The organism is Bacillus sp. BD59S (assembly GCF_007363175.1).
Lineage (GTDB): Bacteria > Bacillota > Bacilli > Bacillales > Bacillaceae_G > Bacillus_A > Bacillus_A pacificus.
In genome coordinates, this window is the sequence record NZ_CP034686.1 from 827,416 (window position 1) to 846,120 (window position 18,705).

The window sequence follows — 18,705 nt, forward strand, 5'->3', positions numbered from 1 at the left end:
TCAGTTAAAACCTGAAATAAATAAATGGATTATATGTTGAGTTAATCAAGTACATAACCGAAATCATAAATAATGTTAGTAATAATATAGGACGTACAAATTGCATTGTGAACATATACGTTTTTGGCGCAAGTTCTAGTATATTTTTCATTCTTTTTAAAATTGGTGTCGCTGCGATAAAGGCAATGAGAAATACGATAATGTATTCATGTACGTATAACATCGTATTGTCATCGATGAAAGATTGGCCGCTTATGCCGAACATCGCTTTTAAATATTGGAACGAGTAAGCGAAGTTGTCAGCTCGGAAGAAGACCCAACCGATCATAACGATTAGTAATACGTATGCATGTTGCAGCGGCTTCCATAGTTTGTTTAATATTTTTTCGAATCCAGCTTTTTCAATTGAAATAATAAAGCCGTAATATAAGCCCCAGGCGATAAATGTCCAGCTCGCCCCGTGCCATAAACCAGTTAACCCCCATACGATGAAGAGGTTACGATAATTCGCTAGTTTTGAAACGCGGTTTCCGCCGAGCGGGATATATATGTAATCGCGGAACCAAGAGCCGAGTGTAATATGCCATCTTCTCCAAAACTCTGAAATAGATTTAGAGATGTACGGATAGTTGAAGTTTTTCGGGAAATCAAATCCGAACATTTTTCCAAGTCCGATTGCCATATCAGAGTACCCTGAGAAATCAAAATAAATTTGCAGGGTATAGGCGATAATACCAATCCATGCCGTTCCAACACTCATTTCAGATGGTGGTAAGGCAAAGATTTTATCAGCGACGAATCCAACTTGGTTAGCGATTAATATCTTTTTTGCTAGTCCGAGAACGAAAATTTGAATACCTTCTGTGAATCGTTCAAAAGAATGGATGCGCGTTTTAATTTGCTCAGCGACGATATTGTAACGAACAATTGGTCCGGCAATAAGCTGAGGGAAAATAGAGATATATAGCGCTAAGTTAAGTGGATTTTTTTGAACATCCCCATCTTTACGGTATATATCGATGACATAGGACATCGCTTGGAATGTATAAAATGAAATTCCAATTGGCAGTGGAATAGGTTCCACATGAATAGATAAGTGCAAGACGTTGTTTAAAATGTCTGTGAAAAATGAAATATACTTAAAATAAGAAAGTAATAGTATATTTCCGACCACAGCCATAATTAAAAATGTGACTTTCATATTTTTTCGTTTATCATAATGATGCACGAGTAGGCCGAAGCAGTAGTTTAATACGATGGAAAAGAGCATTAAAAGAACGAAACGTGGTTCGCCCCATGCATAGAAAATTAAACTAAATGCAAGTAATACGAAATTACGTAGCTCGGCACGCACTATAAAATAGAGAAATAATACGAGAGGTAAAAAGATAAATAAGAAAATCGAACTACTAAATACCAAAGGACTCTCCTCACTTTTTCGAAATACATTTCGTACAAAAAAACCGACATATCTATTATATATTCTTTTTTATAATAGCGCCTTTAATATTTTAGCATGTTAATAATTCGATTAAAATAATTATCCTATATAATAGAAGGAAAGCGGTATGGAATCCTTTTGACACCCACTATCTGGATAAGATAAGATGAATAAGGTGTGATTTGTTTAGAAGGGAAGAGATGGTGTGTTATTTAACTCGTTTGAGTTTATTTTTTTATTTTTACCGATAGCATTTCTTTTATATTTTTTATTAAATAAATTTGGACAAACTACTTTAGCGAAAGCTTGGCTTGTGGCAGCATCTTTATTTTTCTATAGTTATTGGAACATAAAGTATTTGCCGCTTATGTTAGTATCGCTCATTGTGAACTACTTTATCGGAATGAGGCTCGTGAAGCATAAGAGTAAATTTCTTTTAACAGTAGGCTTACTATTTAATATCGGAATGCTTAGTTATTTCAAGTACTATGATTTCTTTTTGCAAAATGTAAATTCGTTATTTGGAACTCATTTTACATTATTATCATTAACGTTACCGCTTGCGATTAGTTTCTATACATTCCAAAAGATTGCGTTTTTAGTAGATACATATCGCGGGGAAACGGAGGCATGTCATTTTCTTGATTACGCTCTGTTTGTAACATTTTTCCCGCAACTTATTGCAGGACCAATTGTACACCATGCGCAAATTATGCCGCAGTTTGCGGATCGTAGTAAAAAGCGTTGGCAATCAAATTATATCGTTCTCGGTATTTTTGTATTTGCCATCGGTATTTTCAAGAAAGTAGGGATTGCAGACGTTTTATCTCCTGTCGTACGGGAAGGGTTTGATGTACAGCAGTCGCTAACTTTTGTTGAAGCGTGGCTTTCATCATTAGCGTTTACATTTCAGTTATACTTTGATTTCAGTGGATATAGCGATATGGCAATTGGAATTGCGTTAATGTTCAACATTAAATTGCCTCAAAACTTTAACTCACCTTATAAAGCGGTGAGTATACAAGACTTTTGGCATCGTTGGCATATGACATTAAGCCAGTTTTTAACGAAATATGTGTATATTTCTCTTGGAGGAAATCGAAAAGGTATTACGCGTACATACGTCAATATTATGATTGTCTTCTTAATAAGTGGACTTTGGCATGGGGCTGGTTGGACATTTATTTTCTGGGGATTTCTGCACGGATTAGCTTCTGTTATTCATCGTTTATGGAACAAAGCAGGAGGGCGCATGCCGGCCTGGGCGGGATGGCTCGTGACGTTTTTCTTCATTAATATAACGTGGGTATTCTTTAGAGCAACATCGATGCATGATGCGGTGAAAGTGTTAAAAGGAATGTTTGGATTTAATGGATTCGAACTAGCCAATAGCGTATTCCCGGTATTTATTATTGAGAAGCTACAATTTTTAAAAGGGTACGGTGTTTCATTTACTGAAGCATACCATGTTTCATTATTAAATACGGAAATAGTAGCGTATATTTTCGGAGCATTATGTATTAGTTTCTTCTTAAAAAATTCAATTCAGTTAAAAGACTCATTCCGTCCGACAGTATGGACGGCGTTATTTACTGCAATATTACTTGTGTATAGTGTATTGCATTTAACGAGTATTAGTGAGTTTTTATACTTTAATTTCTAGGTGGAGAATATGAAAAACAAACAGTGGCTTATTTTCGTTTTTGTATGTGTTTTTGTTCCCCTTGCAGGTGTTGGAATATTTAATGGCTATGCAGATTCACTTTGGTTATTCTCGCATAAAAATAAGTGGAATGATGTTCAGTTTGGGTTTAATGAGAGACAACAAAAAACGAATTATATAACATATCGTCCGTTTACTTATGATGGCGTTATACTTGGAAGTAGTAGAACAACGTTTATCAATGAGAATGATTTTACTGGATTAAACGCATTTAATTATGCGGTAAGTAGTATGGATCCGCGTGAGTACGATGCGTACATTGAATATGCAAAAGAGAGAAAAGGTAGTGAATTATCTTCTATTGTGATTGGTTTAGATTTCCTTGGAACGAACAAAAATAGAGAAATCGGTTTTGAAAAGCCAGAAGTATATATTAATGAGGCGCAAAGCTTACTATATCCAATTAAATCGTATGTGAGTATGGATGGAATTACATATTCCCGAAATACAATTCAAAACTCCATTCATCACAATAAGACTATTGATGTATATAATCGTGATAACATAAAATCGATGCGTGAGTATACGAAAGAAGAGCGTGACACACAAATTGCCGCGCAAGTAGATAAATTTAGTAGAGAGATTTATGGCGGGAATTATGAGTATCAAAATATGAAGGAAATATTAGGAACTGTAAAATCTCATAATCCGAATGCAAAGTTTTATATTTTTACAACTCCTGTTTCAGAGCCATTGTTCCGTGCGATGATTCAATCAGGACGTTGGGAAGATTATAAAAGGTGGCTCCATGATACTGTCGATGTATTTGGAGAAGTACATCATTTCATGTATTTAAATTCAGTAACAAAGAACTTAGATAACTATATGGATGGACATCATTTCAGACCAGAAGTCGGAAAGATAATTGCACATAAAGTTGTAAATGAAGAAGATCGTAATGTGCCGAAAGATTTCGGTATTGTTATTACGAAGGATAATATTGATGAGGTGCTGGAGCAGATTCATGCATCGTTTCAATAGAAAGAAATAGTTTTGTTTCAAAGGTCGAATCGTAATGTGATTCGATCTTTTTTTAGTAATCCACAAAAAATTTAATTAAGCGAGAAAAAGCAATTATGACTGGAGTAGAAAGAAGCAGCATCCAAATAGATGCTGCTTCTTTCTATTCTATTTCTAAATCAACAATTAAGTAGGCAAGTATAACAACGAAAAAAATGCTAACAGATGGCGCTGTTAATACGTGACCGGACATAAAGCCAATGCCAAGTGATAGGATGAGTGTACTAGCTAATAGCATATATTTTACAGTTATAATTTTCTTAAAGTTTGTGATCATACGGATGAATAGTTTAATACCGAAGTATAGAAGTGGTATTAAGTAAATAAGGAAACCGATAATTCCAAAGGCGAAAAATAGGTCATGGAAGTCCATTTCAATTAATTTAATTTTAACTGTGTAGTTACCAGCGTAACCCATTCCAAAAAGTTTTTGTGAGAGCGGTGCTTCTTTATAGTATTGTTTGTATACTTTTAAGAATTTGTCCCGATCACTATAAATTAAACTCTTCACTTCAGAGTCTGTTAGTTCACCTTTTGCGTGTTTTTTTGCATCCTCTAGATCTTCTTTAATTACTTTTCCTTCTTTTTTATCTTGTTCTTCTTGTACTGATTTTTTGTATTCGTATATTTGCATGTGGATTCCCATATTTTTTGCGATAGGAGTATGCGGTGTAAGAACAATTAAACCTCCTAGTACAACTGCTGCAACGATGGTGTTTACAAGATATGTGAATCCTTTTTTTTCTTTTTTACGGTTTATCATATATTCAATGAACGAGAAGAAAAGTGCTACGCCTAATGTTAGCACAATTGCACCATATCCAACTTTTGTTCCGACCATAATACTTGCATACATCGCAAGTATTGTTGGAATCCAGTAATATATTTTCGAGAAAGAAGTTGTTTTATAAATCGAATATAAGACAACGATTGGGAACATAATCGCGAAGAGAGCACTTAAATCATTTCCAGCAAAGAACCATCCTCTTGAACCAATTTTTGAGTGAGGATAGCTTGGGAAATCAGTGCCAGTTTGCATTGCGATAATCATTGTGATGCTTAAAATTAAAGTTGCATATAAGAAATATGTAATGATTTTATGAAACACATATTCTTTATTTTTTAGCTCTTTAAAGACGATAATATATCCAAACAGTAGCACAATTGGATATATGCTCTTTAAAATAAATTTAACTTCTTCTCCAAATGAAACTGGAGATTTAACCATCATATTGTTTACAAGACCGATTGCCAGTGCAATTCCGAGTAAACATAAATAGAGAATGTACTTTTTCGCGCCTTGTTGTTTATGATGAAGAAGTAGATAACCTAATGCAAGAAGCATAAAGGCGAAACGGACTACGATTCCGACTGTTGCGCTCATGTGTAATATATAGATTGAAAAAGACGTTAATAAATCTAAAATTGGTTGAAACACGATGAATAGCAGTAGGAAATGCGGGAAGTAGTTATCCGTCTGTTTTAACTTAGTAACCATATGTTCCTCCATTTCTTCATTCCTTTATTTCAGCACCCCTCTATATAATAGGAAGGGGAATGAATTTCTATATTTAATTTTTATATCAGACTTAAGAATACACCATTTCATTGTAATGGTAAATAGATGAAGAGCCGGGATAAACCGACTTTAATTTCTATATTTTTCAACGAAATTGTATGTTTTATGCAAGGCGATATACAAATTACGAGATTATTAGACAGAAAATTAAGAAAAAAGAAGGGTTTTTCACATCCTTTCTATAATTATATAAGTATAATCTTTGTGTAGAAAAGAGGGGTATATATAATGGAAGTAACAAGTAAAACAGAATCTGTCATTGTGAAATATGAAGGGCACGTTGCAACGGTTATGGTCAATCGCCCAGAGGTGTTAAATGCATTAGATGAGCCAACGTTAAAAGAGCTATTACAAAAATTGAAAGAAGTAGCGGAGAGTTCTGCACACATTGTTGTGTTATGCGGGAACGGCCGTGGTTTTTCTGCGGGTGGAGATATTAAATCGATGCTTTCAAGTAATGATGAAAGCAAGTTTGATGGTATTATGAATACTATTTCTGAAGTCGTTGTGACTTTATATACGATGCCGAAGCTTGTTATTAGTGCGATTCATGGACCAACTGCTGGTCTTGGATTAAGTATTGCACTAACAGCTGACTATGTGATGGCAGATATATCATCCGTTATTGCGATGAACTTTATTGGAATCGCTTTAATTCCAGATGGTGGCGGCCATTTCTTCCTTCAAAAACGCGTCGGTGAAAATATGACGAAGCAAATTATTTGGGAAGGAAAGAAATTATCGGCGAGCGAAGCGCTTGAAATCGGTTTAATTGATGAAGTAATCGGCGAAGATTTCCAAACAGCTGTGAAGCAAAAAATTAGTGAATGGTCACAAAAGCCGATCAAAGCGATGATTCAAACGAAACAAATTTTATGTGAAGTAAACCGTTCTAATTTAGAACAAACGTTACAACTTGAAAAACGCGGCCAATATGCAATGAGACAAACAGCGGATCATAAAGAAGGCATTGCTGCATTTTTAGAAAAACGTTTGCCAGCATTTAAAGGAGAATAAAGTGTAGTGGCAGTTTTACTGCCGGTTAATTTAGGATAAAGGGGAGAAAGTGCTAACACATTTTAGTATAATTGTGTTAGCACTTTTTTTAGGAGTAATATATGAAGAAATTGATTGGTGTTATCGTTATTATTTTATTTACATGCATAGTACACCATCTCTTGCGGTACGGACTGCACTATTCTTTGAAGGGCATCCAATTGTTGCTTTCTCAGGTGAAGTGGAGAAAGAACGGGATGTGAAAAAAGAGGCGATTCCTGATGAGTACCAAACCTTATATGGAGAGAAGAAAGAAGAAACAGAGCATTATTTCTTTCCGGCAGTAAGGGCACATGGATCAGGAATTGATATGTTAAGTGCTTGTGTGAAAAAAGAGTGGTTATTTTATAAGGCAGAGCTCGGCTGCTATTAAACATAGGAGGATGAATGATGTCAGCATATAACAAGTTAGTAAGAGATCGTGTTCCAGAGAAGATTTTAATGTCTGGAAAAACATATACAGCACAAAAATTAACAGGACAAGCATACATACAAGCTTTAGCGAAAATTGGAACAGAAGAAATTCGTGAATTTGCTTCTATGAAAGAGCGTGAACATGCGCTTGATTCTCTTGCGGATGCACTGGAGGTAATCATATCATTAGCGCGTGCAGAAGGTGCAACAATTGAAGATGTAGAACGTCTTCGTAAGCAGAAAGAGATAGAGCGCGGTGGGTTTGAAAGAGGTATTTACTTGTTGGATGTTTCAGAAGAATAGATTTGTAGGGAAAGCATAGCGTTACTCATTAACGCTATGCTTTTTTGTTGCAATTAAGCTAATAATGAAGAAGATAGCTGTTAATACCCAGCCAGTTGTAATAGAAGTAGTAGTATGAACTGCATAAGAAACTTGTAAACAAAGTAATGATGCTAGAAACCAAATGAGTGCAATGTGTACATATTTTTTTGATATATTCATATTGTGTAACTCCTTTTATATACTAAAGTGAATTTTATTATAATTTAGAAAATTAAGCTATATGAGTAGAGGATTTATAGTAAATTCGGTATACTAAATAATAGGAAAAATGAGGAGGAAATGACAATGGCACATCATACGAAAGAAACGATGGAATTGATTAAGGAGCTTGTCTCTATTCCAAGTCCATCTGGAAATACAGAGAAAATTATTCGTTTTATTGAAACCTATGTAAGTGAGTGGAATGTAGAAACGAAGCGTAACAATAAAGGTGCTCTTATTTTAACGGTAAAAGGGAAAAATGATGCACAGCACCGTTTATTAACAGCACACGTTGATACGTTAGGTGCGATGGTAAAAGAAATTAAGCCAGATGGTCGTCTCAGTCTTTCTATGATTGGCGGATTTCGCTGGAACTCTGTAGAAGGGGAATATTGCGAAATTGAAACATCAAGTGGTAAGACGTATACAGGAACGATTTTAATGCATCAAACATCTGTACATGTATATAAAGATGCAGGTGAAGCGAAACGTGATGAGAAAAATATTGAGGTTCGTATTGATGAGCGCGTATTTTCAGCTGATAAAGTACGTGAATTAGGAATTGAAGTAGGAGACTTCGTTTCATTTGATCCACGCGTTCAAATTACAGAGAGTGGGTACATAAAATCACGTCATTTAGATGACAAAGTAAGTGTTGCGATCCTATTAAAATTAATTAAGAGATTACAAGACGAAAACGTAACATTACCATATACAACTCATTTCTTAATTTCTAACAATGAAGAGATTGGATACGGTGGTAACTCTAACATTCCAGAAGAAACAGTTGAATATTTAGCGGTTGATATGGGAGCGCTAGGTGATGGACAAGCATCTGACGAGTATACAGTATCTATTTGTGCAAAAGACTCTAGTGGTCCGTATCATTATGCACTACGTAAACATTTAGTAGAGCTTGCGAAAACGAACAATATTGAATATAAAGTAGACATTTATCCTTACTATGGATCGGATGCATCAGCTGCGATTCGGGCTGGATTTGATGTGAAACATGCATTAATTGGAGCGGGTATTGATTCTTCTCATGCATTTGAGCGTACACATGAAAGTTCGATTGCTCATACAGAAGCACTTGTTTATGCATATGTATTATCAGAGATGATTGCAGAATAAGAAAAGAAATAGGCTACCTCTAGTAGCCTATTTTTTGTTTGCAGAGAAATCGACTTTATTTAACAAAGAGTAAGTTAATTGTAATTTATTTTACAATATTAAGAAAGTAGGTTTACTACATAATTCGAGTATTATAAAATAATAGAGGCGCACTAATTTTTTTTGTTCGGATTTTTCGAGATTTATATATTAAGATTACGCGTTATTAAAAGATGATTGTCGAGAGGAGTATTATTTTTTATGAAGTATCGTGCAGTCGCGGCAGGTATTTTAGCCGCAAGTTTATTATCGTCTCCAGTAAGTAGTTTCGCAGCAGCGAAGAAGTTTTCTGATGTTCCTTCATGGGCGCAAGAATCAGTTGATTATTTAGTAGGAAAAAAGGCGCTTGATGGAAAGCCAGATGGAACGTTTTCTCCATCTGAAGCAGTAGATAAAGGGTCAGCTGCAAAAATTTTAGCAGTCGTTCTTGGTTTACCAATTGATCCAAAAGCAAAGCCATCTTTTAAAGATGCACAAAACCATTGGGCAGCTCCGTACATTGCTGCAGTGGAAAAAGCAGGTGTAATTAGTGGAGATGGTACTGGTAAATTTAATCCATCAAGCCAAATTAACCGTGCATCTATGGCATCTATGTTAGTACAAGCATACTCATTAGATAAGAAAATTATTGGAGAACTTCCAACACAGTTTAAAGATTTGGAACCCCATTGGGGTAAGAAACAAGCTAATATTTTAGTAGCTTTAGAGATTTCTAAAGGTACGGGAAATGGCTGGGAGCCTGAAGGAACTGTAACTCGTGCAGAAGCAGCTCAGTTTATTGCGATGGCTGATCAAAATAAAACAGATACATCAAAAAGAATGTATATGAACAGAAACTTTATTACATATCATCAACCATCATTATCATCTGGTATTACTGATGTTCAGCATAAGCCACAAATGGTTGTAGTGAAAGAACAAAGAGCAGACGGCTGGTTAAAAATTGTAACAAGTAAAGGTGAGAAGTGGACACCTCTAACAGAAAAAACAGAAACGATTAATGAAGGATTTACTACTTATGAAGCAGCTTCACATAGTTCTAAAGTGCTAGGTACATATAATGCACAAACAGTAACGGTTATGGAAGAGAGTGGAAGCTGGATTCGTATCCGCGTAGGCGCTGGTTTCCAATGGGTTGATAAAAATCAATTAAACCCAGTAAAACAAGAGAACTTCTTAGAAGGTAAAGCAATTATTATTGATCCAGGTCACGGTGGAATTGACTCGGGTAATGTTGGTTATTATGAGAAAGAAAGTGAAACTGTATTAGATGTATCATTACGATTAAAGAAAATATTTGAGCAAAAAGCACCATTTACTGTTATGTTCACTCGTACAGATAATACACGTCCAGGAGTAGACTCAACAGATTCATTGAAAAAACGAGTGGAGTTTGCACAGGAACATAATGGAGATATTTTTGTAAGTATTCATGCTAATGGCTCTCAATATAAAAATGGACAAGGTACAGAAACATTATATTATCAGTCAGCAAGAGCAAAAGTAACGAATCCGCATGTAGAAGACAGTAAGTTATTAGCACAAAAAATTCAAGATCGTCTTGTAGCAGCACTTGGAACAAAAGATCGTGGTATAAAACATCAGGACTTATACGTAACTAGAGAAAATACAATGCCAGCTGTATTAACAGAATTAGCATTTGTAGATAATAAAAGTGATGCAGATAAAATTGCTACACCAAAACAGAGACAAGCTGCAGCGGAAGCGATTTATCAAGGTATTTTAGATTATTACGAAGCAAAGGGTAATAGCGTATCTTCTTTCCGTTAATACATTAAAAGAGATTGCCAATAGGCAGTCTCTTTTATTTATTAACGTTTCTCTTTATTTCAGGTATGTGATATCATTTAATTTTATCCGACTTTAATGGGCAGTAAGACCCCCACCTCAAAATGCAGCGAAAGCAGAGAAGTTAGGTGGGGGTCGGGCTGTCCATAAAAGTCCGATTGGTGAGGGCTGATAATCAGTGGGGATGAAGAACCCTCCACTGATTAAAGTTTCACTTTATACGAAACATTATTGTAATTATAACGATATAGAGGATGATCATAGATTGAATAATCATAGGAAAACACCTGCATGTATATATACGTATGCATTTCGCGAGGAGGAGCGTGCTTTATGTTACTTGGAAATGCGCTCGTTCTTTGGAATGGAGTCCCACGTTAATATTTTGAAAAGTGATGTCAAAATTGACCCGAGTAGAAGTCCTTTTATGAAAGAGCGCGTTGAGGTTATGTATGAAGGAGACGACTTAGAAAGTATTCTAAAACAAGTGGAACAAATTGATTTGGCGGGGGCGTCGTTTAAAGTTATTTTCGTTAAAATCAATGACCTCATTGGAGAAAATAAAATTGAATATGGAGAAAGACGTCTCATTGAACGAGACCTCGGCATGCATATTGAAGGAGAAGCGGATGTTCGTAATCCAGAGCGTGTATTCGGGATTGTTCCTCTTGGAGGACGTTGGTATTTCGGACACTATGTAGAAAGTGAGCCAGTTTGGTATCATCACATAAAAAAACCGCATAGTTATTCGACATCTCTTAGCACACGTGTTGCGAGATCAGTTGCAAATATCGCTGTACCAAATCCAGATGGAGTACGAGCAATTGACCCGTGCTGCGGCATTGGAACAGTAGTAGTAGAAGCACTTTCTATGGGGATTAACATCGTTGGTAGAGATATAAATCCACTTGTAGTGCTTGGAACGAGAAAAAACATCGCACATTTCGGGTTTGAAGGAACAGTAACAAAAGGCCCAATCGAGGAAATTACTGAGAACTACGACGTTGCAATTATTGATATGCCATATGACCTATTTACGCACGCAACACCAGAAGATCAATTCTCCATTCTTTCAAGCGCGCGCCGCATTGCTAAAAAGGTAGTCGTTGTCACAATGGAAACGATGGACGACATGATCTATGAAGCAGGATTTGAAATTACAGATCGCTGCATTACAAGAAAAGGATCATTTACTAGACAAATTCTTGTTTGTGAATAAGAAAGGAAGGTCACCCGTTTGGGTGACCTTTTTTTGCTTTGTATGAATGTGTGATTGGTTGGTGGTGTAGATAGATGAATTGGCGGAATTTGTCGATAAGTCGATATTCCATGTCGAATCGTCGGTAAATTTAAAAAATCGCCGATATATTGCGTTGAATCGCTGATATATTCCGAGAATCGCCGATATCGTTACATTAGAATGTTACTGTTCTTTTAATTTCTCTTGTTGTGCAATGAGTAAATTACGTAAGACGTGTCCGCGGTAACTTTCTAGTTTTCTTCCTTCATGATAGCGAACACCTAATTTTTTTAGTTCAGCTACGTACCAGCCTTTTGTTCCGTAATACATGGGATCACTTCCTTTTTGCTTTTGAACAGTATATGTTGGGGATGGAAGTAACTTTCCATTGAAAATAATAAGCCTGGCTGTATCAAGTGGTTCCATAAAATAGCTTCTGGATCGTGTATAAAAAAATAGACAGTACTGTATGTTTTTTTAAACAATGTATACAAATTCATACCCTATGCGTTGGCATGATATTTGCAATGAAAATAGTATCAACATATAGGGGAGAGATAGAAATGAAGATTAGTAAAGTGTACACGACGATTGATGCTCACGTAGCTGGGGAACCGCTTCGAATTATTACAGGCGGCGTGCCGGAAATAAAGGGAGAAACGCAGCTAGAAAGACGCGCATACTGCATGGAACATTTGGATCATCTTCGCGAGATTCTTATGTATGAACCGAGAGGACATCACGGCATGTACGGTTGTATCATTACACCGCCAGCAAGTGCACACGCTGATTTTGGCGTATTATTTATGCACAATGAAGGCTGGAGCACGATGTGTGGTCATGGCATTATTGCTGTTATTACAGTCGGAATTGAAACTGGTATGTTTGAAGTGACAGGTGAGAAACAAAAGTTCATTATTGATAGCCCTGCTGGGGAAGTCATTGCGTACGCAACATATAGTGGGAGTGAGGTAGAGTCCGTATCATTTGAAAATGTTCCTTCATTTGTATACAAAAAAGATGTTCCTATTAAAATAGATAACTATGAGTTTCAAGTAGATATCGCATTTGGCGGAGCATTCTACGCGGTAGTAGATAGTAAAGAATTTGGCTTGAAAGTCGATTTTAAAGACTTATCTGCTATTCAAGCGTGGGGCGGTAAAATTAAGCGCTACATTGAGAGTCAGATGGAAGTGAAGCACCCACTTGAAGAAGGGTTAAAAGGAATATACGGTGTTATTTTCTCAGATGAACCGAAAGGGGAAGACGCAACGTTACGAAATGTAACGATTTTTGCTGACGGGCAAGTAGATCGTTCTCCTTGTGGCACAGGAACTTCCGCAAGAATCGCAACTCTTTTTGCAAAAGATGCCCTGCAAAAGGGAGAAATTTTCGTCCACGAATGCATTACTGACGGGAAATTCGAGGGAGAAGTATTGTCGGTAACAGCGGTAGATACATATGAAGCTGTCGTTCCGAAAGTAACGGGGCATGCCTTTATTACAGGATTTCATCAGTTCGTTGTAGACCCGAGAGATGATTTGAATCGGGGATTTTTGTTAGGATAGAAGGAGGAGGTGGAAATATATGCTAGTCATAAGCGCGAACGAACAACGAAACTTAGTAAATATGAAAGAAGTCATTGCATACGCGGCGCTTGCTTTACAAGAATTTTCTGCAGAAAGAACGATCACGCCAATTCGTACTTCGCTGCCATTTGCGAATGAGAAAAATACTGCATTAATTATGCCCTCAGTAGCGGAAGGACTTGAGGCACTTGGCTTAAAAGTAGTAACAGTAGTCCCCGAGAACAAAAAGATAGGAAAGAAAACGATAAACGGGATTGTGATGCTATCAGACTTTCAAACGGGAGAACCACTCGCACTTTTAGAAGGTTCGTACTTAACGATGATCCGAACAGGCGCCTTATCAGGAGTAGCGACAAAATATTTAGCACGTCATAACGCAAAAACGTTATGCATTATCGGAACGGGTGAACAAGCGAAGGGAATTGCCGAAGCAATATTTGCGGTTAGAGATATCGAAAAAGTCATTTTATACAATCGCACAGAAAAAAAAGCGTATGTATTTGCGCAATATATACAAGAGAAATTCAATACACCTGCTTATGTTAAAACAAATGCAAATGAAGCAATAAGCGAAGCAGACATCATCGTCACAACTACGAACACATCCACACCAGTCTTCTCAGAAAAACTACAAAGAGGCGTCCACGTAAACGCCGTCGGCTCATTCAGACCGAACATGCAAGAACTACCATCTCACGCCATCGTGGGCGCTAACAAAGTAGTAGTCGAATCAAAAGAAGCAGCATTAGAAGAAACAGGGGACCTTCAAGTTCCAATAAAAGAAGGTCTATTTGAAGCAAGCGACATCCATGCCGAACTTGGTCAAATTATAAGCGGAGAAAAAGCTGGTAGGGAGAACGATGAGGAGATTACTGTTTTCAAATCGGTTGGTTTGGCGGTGGTGGATATTATTGTTGCGAAGTATTTGTATGAGAGAGCGGTGGAGCGTGGAGTTGGGGAGAGGATTGAGTTTTGAGAGGGGCTGCCTTTTGGTGGTCTTTTTTTGCATAAAATCTTGTAAAGCAAGAAAAAGTAGAGCATCTATATGAATTCAATTACATATCCAGTAATAACTACAACACGGCCCTTCAATTAGCATCTAGTATTGCTACTGGTCTGGCTGAAGTTCAAAGTAGAAAAGAATTTAGTCCTGTAAGTGGTATATTTAGTACACAAGGGTTGAATATGGGTTGAACAACTTCTATCCAAGCAATTACAGAAAAAACATTATTCTAAAGAAACCGGTATTATAGAAGAAACGTTGTTTGATAAACTTAAAGATACTGTTGAAAATAACGTAGAAGCGATGGATCAGTTGTACGAAAAATTTATTCGCCAGATGAAAATTTAGGAGGCTATTTATGAATGATAGAGATTATATTTATGAAGAATTAAGTGATTTTTTAGGTGGAACATTCCATCAAGATATGGAAACACCAGAAAAAGCCTTACACGAATTTATAGAAGAAGCTCACAAAATTTGTATAGAAAATACTATAAATTATATAACTGTATTTTTAAACAGTAATCTATCCACGGAAAAAAAAGAAGAATTCATTGAATATTATACAGATATTTATTTTCCTGCTTTAAAACTAGCGCCCCTAGAATGGCTTGAACAAACAGGTGAAACATTAAAACAAGCATTAAAAAATACTTAGTGAAAATCGACCGCTTATAGTAGGCGGTCGTTTCTTCGTCTTAATTTACATTCACATACGCATCGCTAATTGGGGTACCGCCAAATGCCCGTCGAGCTAAAATTTTGAAGTACCCCCAAATGAAAACTTTCTTTCTCTAGAGTTAGTTACTTTGAAAAATCGGCAGTTTTTTCGTTTAGGGGTATTTGCTTTCCTTAGCTTGAGGGCGATGTGGGATTTTAGATTAATGGTCAGTGACTGTCTATATTTGCATGTCTTATCATATAATGCCCCTGATTTTCAAATGTAATTTTAATGACATGCTAGATTATATATTCCGCCCTTAATATATTTAAAGGGTGATTGGGTATTAAGATTAATTAATGGAATGAAAGATTTGGATTAAATGCACCTATTATTACATTCGGGAATAATATCACTAATGCTGAAAAGATATTTGATCTAGGGGTTATTTTGAGTATTTTAAAAATAATTAAGGAGAGAAAAAGTAGAATGTTTCATGATTAAAATTGATTATATGCTAATATTTCAATAGAAAGGGGAAATATTTAAAAATTCACAAAAAATATTATAATTTATTTAGTGAAATTAACCAGTGTATATTATACTCATTATGTATTAAAGGGGAAATGAAAAAAGCTTGGTCAACAGTAGCGGGGTGGTTTAATTAACATGAAAAAAAGTATAGATTTTAATAAGAAAGCTTTTGCGCATTATATGGCACTTTATCCTGTAAATGAAATAAGAGTCCACGTAATTGTCCTTGTCCTTTTGGGGGCAGACGTGTTTGTTCTTTTGCCTGCGTTCGCAAATCCTTTTCGATTACTCTATGTATATATAGTAACTCATCCAGTTATTTTTTTAAATTTGTGGGCAATATGGATTGCTATCAATCCTCGGAAACGACAATTACAATACACTCTATTTCGAGGAGTATATGGTACCATATGTTCAGTCGGATTATTGGTTATAACTCAAAAATATGCCTATGAAGTGTTACAATTACAAACTCCCATCTATTTTATTCTTTCATTTGGTTTGTATGGTTTTGCTTTGTATCATTTTTATAAAAATCATATTGAAAAACTTCAGGAACCAAGAAAAAAATCAAAATCATCGAAAGGAACTGGTGGTGTAAAAGTAGCAGCTATTGCAGCGGGATTGGGGCAGTTAATTGCTAATATAATTCTTAGCATTGCAACACAACAGATGGGGGCAATTGTATTTATGTCTGCATGCACAGTGATTTCGTTTGGTTTGTTTTATATGATTATAGAACTCCATAAGTATTATTACTTACAGAAGCATATAGAAGATGGAGGGAAAATACGTATAGGCTTTTAAAGAGAATTTGTTGCATTTCAAGTATATAATCGCATTCTTCTTATAGTTGGTTAAAGGATAGAAGAAATAGGAGGAAAGTTAATCTAATAAATGAAAAAATTATTTTATCTGTTGTATTTTGTTTGGTAATGCTATTATCTATTTTTATAGTTTAAATGTATTTTTTAATCATAATCAAATTGATAGTTTATTTTTTAAAGGTTTTGAAACAGTTGAAGAGTTAGAGTTAAGAGATAAACTATCAAAATTTTAGTGAAAAGGTAGATTAATTATATGTTTTCAGGATTTCAATGGTTTCCTAAAAAATGAGGAAAAAGAAAAGTTTCAGAACAGTTTCATCAATCAAAGTTTGCTGATGAAGGTAAAGGTATTTTGATTACTATTTATGCTATAGATTTGTATTTTATATCTATTCCTTTAAAGGTAAAAAAATATAATTAGTTTTAATCATAAATATATTCTTTATTTGAAGGTTGGGGTAGTACCCCATCGCCATCAACTTAAGAATTCACAATTACCCCAAAACAAAAAAATGAGCTCTTTGTTATAAGTTAGCATAATTTTTGGTTCTGGGGGGACTATAAAATTCTATTTTTATTTACCGATTACTACCAATAATTTTGATAAGCGAGAGCTTCAACTTTTGTAGAGGTAGTAGCAACCACTAAATAATTGTTATCTACTAAAATGGTATATGCATTTTGTGGGATTACGTTGCTGGGATTTAATTATCTTGTTTGTATCAAATTGATTTTGCGGAAATATTAAATCGTCGTAACAAGACTTTAATTCGTTATATATATAATATTTATATTCTAATAAAATATATTTTGCTAATGACTAGATGTTAGAGATAATGTATTTTGCTGACTATCTATAAAATCGCTGGTTATTACTTATAAGTATCTATAAATATCTATAAAAATATTTAAAATATTTTTATAGATATTTATAGATACTTTTGATAAACTATTTTACGATAAATTTTTTTTAGCGGGTATAAAATATGAGGACTTATGATGTGAAAAATTCAATGTTTAGCTTACTAGATTTTTATATTGAAAATCTAGAGATAAGGGAGGAAATATATAAGTTTATTGAGTCTAAAGAAGAACACGGATTTTATTTTAGTAGATTAACAATTTTACATTTTGAAATGTTTAATGGCAGTTCCAATGAAATTATTAAAGCGGCTTCAGCAGTTGAGTACTTAAATTTAGCTCTTGATATCATAGATGACATTCAAGATGAAGATTATGCAGGAAATGCATGGGGAAGCATAAATAAGGCAACCTTGCTTAATTATGCTATTTTGCTTATTTTTATTAGTCAAAAAATTTTGATAGATATTGAGTTAATGAAAAAAGATGCAATTTTACGTTATTTTAATGAGCTTACTATTACAGCAATTCAAGGACAGCACTTAGATTTAAATATGATTTGTACAAATGAGGAACAATATTTAGAAATAATAAAAAAGAAATCTGGTGCATTAACGTCTTTAGCAGTGGTAATTGGTGTTTTAATTGCTCAAGAAAATTATGCATTAGAAAGTATCATTGAGTATGCAACATACATAGGGATTTCAGGACAACTGCTTAATGATGCTTCAGATGTAATTAGATTAGATGATAAAAGCGATGTAAGAAATAAAAAATTGACGTTTCCCGTTTTATATTTATTAAATCATCCAAGTCAAAACCTTACTATTGTAAAATCCTACTATAATGATGAGATCGGTTTCGGTGAATTGATTGAAAATAGAGAATTAATAATCAGGGAAATATTAAATTCAAAAGCAATAGAATATACACTAATTTACAAAGAAATTTTTGTTCAAAAAGCACTTGAAATAGTAAAGGGAATCGCTTTTTCTAATCAGAAAAAAAAATATGAATTTATAGACTTTTTATTAGGTGGGGGAAAATAATGAAAGAGTTAATGTATTATTTAAGTCAAAATCCAGAACTTGTTTATAAATTAGAGAAAAATGAGTTAAGTTTAGTTATCGATCCTAAATGGGGAGTTAGCAATGAAACGATAGTAAATGTTTTGAAAAAATCTATTGCTACTTTGCGTAGTGAGTATTGGCAATAACATTTTTAACCGA

17 protein-coding genes and 2 pseudogenes are annotated in these 18,705 nt (G+C 34.9%); 15 read left to right on the forward strand and 4 right to left on the reverse strand.

The features are described 5' to 3' along the window. Positions 1–4 precede the first annotated feature (4 nt). Positions 5–1,420: an MBOAT family O-acyltransferase gene (locus tag EKQ63_RS06140; RefSeq protein WP_000232141.1), complete on the reverse strand. Its 1,416-nt coding sequence runs from the start codon at positions 1,418–1,420 to the stop codon at positions 5–7. Positions 1,421–1,646: 226 nt separating this feature from the next. On the opposite strand from EKQ63_RS06140, the gene EKQ63_RS06145 reads away from it, so the two are divergent. Further along, positions 1,647–3,104, forward strand: coding sequence for an MBOAT family O-acyltransferase (locus EKQ63_RS06145; RefSeq protein WP_087995504.1), 1,458 nt, complete (start codon positions 1,647–1,649; stop codon positions 3,102–3,104). A 9-nt stretch (positions 3,105–3,113) separates the two neighbouring features. After that, positions 3,114–4,145, forward strand: coding sequence for a hypothetical protein (locus EKQ63_RS06150; protein WP_143880845.1), 1,032 nt, complete (start codon positions 3,114–3,116; stop codon positions 4,143–4,145). A gap of 142 nt (positions 4,146–4,287) precedes the next feature. Here EKQ63_RS06150 and EKQ63_RS06155 read toward each other — a convergent pair whose 3' ends face one another. Continuing rightward, positions 4,288–5,682, reverse strand: coding sequence for an O-antigen ligase family protein (locus tag EKQ63_RS06155; RefSeq protein ID WP_087951495.1), 1,395 nt, complete (start codon positions 5,680–5,682; stop codon positions 4,288–4,290). 309 nt (positions 5,683–5,991) lie between these two features. Between EKQ63_RS06155 and EKQ63_RS06160 the strand changes: the two genes are divergently transcribed. The 3 genes and pseudogenes from EKQ63_RS06160 to EKQ63_RS06170 all read left to right on the forward strand — a co-directional run bounded on the left by EKQ63_RS06160 (position 5,992) and on the right by EKQ63_RS06170 (position 7,536). Then, on the forward strand, positions 5,992–6,780 hold the full coding sequence (locus EKQ63_RS06160; RefSeq protein WP_087951496.1) for an enoyl-CoA hydratase: 789 nt from the start codon (positions 5,992–5,994) through the stop codon (positions 6,778–6,780). A 101-nt stretch (positions 6,781–6,881) separates the two neighbouring features. Next, positions 6,882–7,192, forward strand: a pseudogene (locus EKQ63_RS06165) (hypothetical protein). 17 nt (positions 7,193–7,209) lie between these two features. Further along, the gene (locus EKQ63_RS06170; RefSeq protein ID WP_001277353.1) at positions 7,210–7,536 is read left to right on the forward strand and encodes a nucleoside triphosphate pyrophosphohydrolase; all 327 of its coding nucleotides are present in this window, start codon (positions 7,210–7,212) and stop codon (positions 7,534–7,536) included. Positions 7,537–7,557: 21 nt separating this feature from the next. Here the strand turns inward: EKQ63_RS06170 and EKQ63_RS06175 are convergent, their stop codons facing one another. Beyond that, positions 7,558–7,737, reverse strand: coding sequence for a hypothetical protein (locus EKQ63_RS06175; RefSeq protein WP_001027103.1), 180 nt, complete (start codon positions 7,735–7,737; stop codon positions 7,558–7,560). A 126-nt stretch (positions 7,738–7,863) separates the two neighbouring features. Between EKQ63_RS06175 and EKQ63_RS06180 the strand changes: the two genes are divergently transcribed. The 3 genes from EKQ63_RS06180 to EKQ63_RS06190 all read left to right on the forward strand — a co-directional run bounded on the left by EKQ63_RS06180 (position 7,864) and on the right by EKQ63_RS06190 (position 11,980). Then, positions 7,864–8,913: a M42 family metallopeptidase gene (locus EKQ63_RS06180; RefSeq protein WP_143880846.1), complete on the forward strand. Its 1,050-nt coding sequence runs from the start codon at positions 7,864–7,866 to the stop codon at positions 8,911–8,913. A 240-nt stretch (positions 8,914–9,153) separates the two neighbouring features. Further along, entirely contained in the window at positions 9,154–10,743 is a 1,590-nt protein-coding gene (locus tag EKQ63_RS06185) for an N-acetylmuramoyl-L-alanine amidase (RefSeq protein ID WP_087951499.1), read from the forward strand. A gap of 283 nt (positions 10,744–11,026) precedes the next feature. Beyond that, positions 11,027–11,980 carry a TRM11 family SAM-dependent methyltransferase gene (locus tag EKQ63_RS06190; protein WP_143880847.1) on the forward strand — a complete coding sequence of 318 codons (954 nt, stop codon included), beginning with the start codon at positions 11,027–11,029 and terminating at the stop codon, positions 11,978–11,980. A gap of 204 nt (positions 11,981–12,184) precedes the next feature. Here the strand turns inward: EKQ63_RS06190 and EKQ63_RS06195 are convergent, their stop codons facing one another. Then, entirely contained in the window at positions 12,185–12,427 is a 243-nt protein-coding gene (locus EKQ63_RS06195; RefSeq protein WP_140168615.1) for a YflJ family protein, read from the reverse strand. An 89-nt stretch (positions 12,428–12,516) separates the two neighbouring features. On the opposite strand from EKQ63_RS06195, the gene EKQ63_RS06200 reads away from it, so the two are divergent. The 7 genes and pseudogenes from EKQ63_RS06200 to EKQ63_RS29815 all read left to right on the forward strand — a co-directional run bounded on the left by EKQ63_RS06200 (position 12,517) and on the right by EKQ63_RS29815 (position 18,692). Continuing rightward, entirely contained in the window at positions 12,517–13,569 is a 1,053-nt protein-coding gene (locus tag EKQ63_RS06200) for a proline racemase family protein (RefSeq protein WP_143880848.1), read from the forward strand. Between the two features lie 19 nt (positions 13,570–13,588). Then, a complete protein-coding gene (locus EKQ63_RS06205; protein WP_143880849.1) occupies positions 13,589–14,566 on the forward strand; it encodes an ornithine cyclodeaminase family protein in 978 nt (325 codons plus the stop codon). 385 nt (positions 14,567–14,951) lie between these two features. Next, positions 14,952–15,251 (forward strand): contact-dependent growth inhibition system immunity protein, encoded by a 300-nt coding sequence (locus EKQ63_RS06210; protein WP_141548991.1) that lies wholly within the window; start codon positions 14,952–14,954, stop codon positions 15,249–15,251. A gap of 672 nt (positions 15,252–15,923) precedes the next feature. Continuing rightward, a complete protein-coding gene (locus EKQ63_RS06215) occupies positions 15,924–16,595 on the forward strand; it encodes a hypothetical protein (RefSeq protein ID WP_143880850.1) in 672 nt (223 codons plus the stop codon). Positions 16,596–16,749: 154 nt separating this feature from the next. Beyond that, a pseudogene (locus tag EKQ63_RS30665) lies at positions 16,750–16,848 on the forward strand (DUF4176 domain-containing protein); the annotation flags it as partial. A 768-nt stretch (positions 16,849–17,616) separates the two neighbouring features. Then, positions 17,617–18,525, forward strand: coding sequence for a polyprenyl synthetase family protein (locus EKQ63_RS06230; protein ID WP_223290779.1), 909 nt, complete (start codon positions 17,617–17,619; stop codon positions 18,523–18,525). Continuing rightward, on the forward strand, positions 18,525–18,692 hold the full coding sequence (locus tag EKQ63_RS29815; RefSeq protein WP_017674467.1) for a hypothetical protein: 168 nt from the start codon (positions 18,525–18,527) through the stop codon (positions 18,690–18,692). Before EKQ63_RS06230 ends, EKQ63_RS29815 begins: the two co-directional genes overlap by 1 nt. Positions 18,693–18,705 lie beyond the last annotated feature (13 nt).

Excerpts from the sequence above, each read along its gene's own strand:
- EKQ63_RS06210 (WP_141548991.1), top strand. The coding sequence starts at position 14,952 with ATGAATGATAGAGATTATATTTATGAAGAATTAAGTGATTTTTTAGGT.
- EKQ63_RS06185 (WP_087951499.1), top strand. The coding sequence starts at position 9,154 with ATGAAGTATCGTGCAGTCGCGGCAGGTATTTTAGCCGCAAGTTTATTA.
- EKQ63_RS06200 (WP_143880848.1), top strand. The coding sequence starts at position 12,517 with ATGATATTTGCAATGAAAATAGTATCAACATATAGGGGAGAGATAGAA.
- EKQ63_RS06160 (WP_087951496.1), top strand. The coding sequence starts at position 5,992 with ATGGAAGTAACAAGTAAAACAGAATCTGTCATTGTGAAATATGAAGGG.
- EKQ63_RS06195 (WP_140168615.1), bottom strand. The coding sequence starts at position 12,427 with ATGGAACCACTTGATACAGCCAGGCTTATTATTTTCAATGGAAAGTTA.
- EKQ63_RS06175 (WP_001027103.1), bottom strand. The coding sequence starts at position 7,737 with ATGAATATATCAAAAAAATATGTACACATTGCACTCATTTGGTTTCTA.
- EKQ63_RS29815 (WP_017674467.1), top strand. The coding sequence starts at position 18,525 with ATGAAAGAGTTAATGTATTATTTAAGTCAAAATCCAGAACTTGTTTAT.
- EKQ63_RS06170 (WP_001277353.1), top strand. The coding sequence starts at position 7,210 with ATGTCAGCATATAACAAGTTAGTAAGAGATCGTGTTCCAGAGAAGATT.
- EKQ63_RS06180 (WP_143880846.1), top strand. The coding sequence starts at position 7,864 with ATGGCACATCATACGAAAGAAACGATGGAATTGATTAAGGAGCTTGTC.
- EKQ63_RS06155 (WP_087951495.1), bottom strand. The coding sequence starts at position 5,682 with ATGGTTACTAAGTTAAAACAGACGGATAACTACTTCCCGCATTTCCTA.
- EKQ63_RS06215 (WP_143880850.1), top strand. The coding sequence starts at position 15,924 with ATGAAAAAAAGTATAGATTTTAATAAGAAAGCTTTTGCGCATTATATG.
- EKQ63_RS06205 (WP_143880849.1), top strand. The coding sequence starts at position 13,589 with ATGCTAGTCATAAGCGCGAACGAACAACGAAACTTAGTAAATATGAAA.
- EKQ63_RS06150 (WP_143880845.1), top strand. The coding sequence starts at position 3,114 with ATGAAAAACAAACAGTGGCTTATTTTCGTTTTTGTATGTGTTTTTGTT.